Consider the following 2,401-nt stretch of genomic DNA (forward strand, 5'->3'; position numbering starts at 1 on the left):
CACCCACCCGACCCCCGACCCTCTACCCCCTTGAACTCCCGACCCCCTCGCCCCGCGAGCTCCCGACCCCCGACCCCCTGCCGGTCGGGTCTGATAAAAAGTGGCTGAACTGTCCACACCCGAGAACGAGGGGGCTCGGCGAATGACGCAGGACGGCTTCGCCGCCGCAGACCGGATCACGGCCACGCTGGACGCGGCGTGCGCCGCACTTCTCGGCAGCCGCGCCACCCACTACCAGGCCGACGCGCTCACCGCCTTCCGCCGCTCCGAACACCCCGCCGCCAAGGCCCTGTTCGGCCTGCGGATCAGCCAGATCGGCCCCGGCCTGCTGGCCGTGCCGAAGCTCGGCACCGTCGTCGAGGTGTCCAGCCTCCGGCGCCCGAACGCCGCCGCCGGCCGCGAGGCCGTCCCGGTGCTGGCACACCGTTTCGGCGCCTCGGCACTCGGCCTGACCGACCTGCCGTCGGCCTCCGCGCTGCGCCTGTCGGTCGAGCCGACCGGCCTGGACGGCGAGGGCGTGGCCGGGTTCACCCCGGCGCTCGCCGCGCTCGCGGAGCCGCGCAGCACCGTCGCCCCCGACGAGCTGTCGACCGGTTCCGGGGTGGAGGCGCGGCTGGTCGTGCCGCCCGCGTTCCACACCCTGACGGTCCGCGGCTCGGGCAACGCGCTGTCGGCGCACCTGGCGGAGACCGCCGAGGAGGTCTTCTCCGGCGCCTCCCCCGCCGAGCGCAACGACTTCGCGGTGGTGGCGGCCCTGCTGGCCGAGCAGTTCGCGGCCGCGGACGTCGCCTACGCGGGCGTCGGCGCCCTGCTGGTGAACGGCCGCCGCTCCCGGACGTCGCTGGTGGTGTCGACCGTCCGCTGCTCCCAGCCGATCCAGGAGCTGGCCGTCGACCTCTCCACCGAGCGCCCGTACGCCGAGGTGTGGACGGTGCTGCTGCCGGCCGGCCCGGCCGCGCTGCTGGTGGAGACCCGGGCCGTCCCGGCGCTGAAGGAGCTGCGGGACGAGAGCCCGAGCGGCCGGGTCGTGAGCACCGTGGTCGAGGCGTTCCTGCCGATGCCGGACGGGGCCACCGTGCTGACCGTCCAGCTGAGCACCTCGGACACCGAGGACTGGGACGTGTACACCGAGGTGTTCGCGGACCTGCTCTGCACCGTCCAACTCGCCTGGGACGGCGTGTCGGTGGCCCCGGCACCGGTGCCGGTCGGCCGGACCGTCCCGGCCCAGCAGGCCCCCGCGACGGTGCCCGCCCAGGCGCCGGCCGCCCCCCAGGCCGCGACGCCGACCGCCGCCCCCGCCGCGCCGGTGCCCGCACAGGCACAGGCACAGGCACAGGCACCCGCACCGCCACCCGTCGTGGCGCCCGAGCCGCCCGAGAGCCCGTCCGGAACGGCGGTGCGGGTGCCGCCCTCCGACTTCAACCCCTTCGCCGCCCCGGCCCCCGGCGACCTGCCCGCGCAGGCGACCGGCTCCCCGACGCTGGCCTCCGCCGACGCGTTCGCCGCGCCCGCGCCCACCCCCGCCCCCGTGCCCGTGCAGGCCCCGGAGCCCGCACCCGTGCCCGCACCCGAGCCCGTACGGGCGGCCGAGGACGAGGAGCCCAAGGGCCGCCTGGTCAAGGTCCCGCCGCCGGACTTCAACCCGTTCGCCCAGACCACCTCCCCCGCTCCGGCCCAGCCCCAGGTCCAGGCCGCGCCCGCCGCCGACCCGTTCGGCGGCAGCGACCCGTTCGGCAGCCCGGACCCGTTCGGCGCCCCGACCCCGGCCGCCGCCCCGGCGCCGCAGCCCGAGCCGGAGGAGGCCGACCCCACCAAGGGCCGCCTGGTCAAGGTCCCGCCGCCGGACTTCAACCCCTTCGCACCCCCGGCCCCCAGCGCAGCCACCACCGCACCCGCCGCACCCGCCGCGGAAGCCGAGGAGACCGAGGAGGCCGACCCGACCAAGGGCCGCCTCGTGAAGGTCCCGCCGCCGGACTTCAACCCCTTCGCCCAGACCACCTCCCCCGCCCCGGCCGCCGCGCCCGTCGCCGCGCCCGTCGCCGCGGCACCCGTCCCGGCCGCGGCCCCGCGCCCGGCCGCCGCGGACCCGTTCGGCACGACCCTCTCCTCCGAGCCGTCCGACCCGTTCGGCACCGTGACCAGCCCGTCCGCGAGCGCCCCGGCCCCGAGCCCGGCCATCCCGCCCCGGCCGAGCGCCCCGCCGGTCGTTCCCGCGGAGCCGGAGGAGGCCGACCCGACCAAGGGCCGCCTGGTCAAGGTCCCGCCGCCGGACTTCAACCCCTTCGCACCCCCGGCCCCCAGCGCAGCCACCACCGCACCCGCCGCGGAAGCCGAGGAGGCCGACCCCACCAAGGGCCGCCTCGTGAAGGTCCCGCCGCCGGACTTCAACCCCTTCGCCCAG

The 2,401-nt window shown here is 77.8% G+C and carries 1 pseudogene; it reads left to right on the forward strand.

The features are described from left to right. Positions 1–142 precede the first annotated feature (142 nt). Positions 143–2,401 (forward strand): annotated as a pseudogene (locus OO57_RS37560) (hypothetical protein); the annotation flags it as partial.

Origin of the sequence: Kitasatospora phosalacinea (genome assembly GCF_000717185.1) — a bacterium.
GTDB lineage: Bacteria > Actinomycetota > Actinomycetes > Streptomycetales > Streptomycetaceae > Kitasatospora > Kitasatospora phosalacinea_A.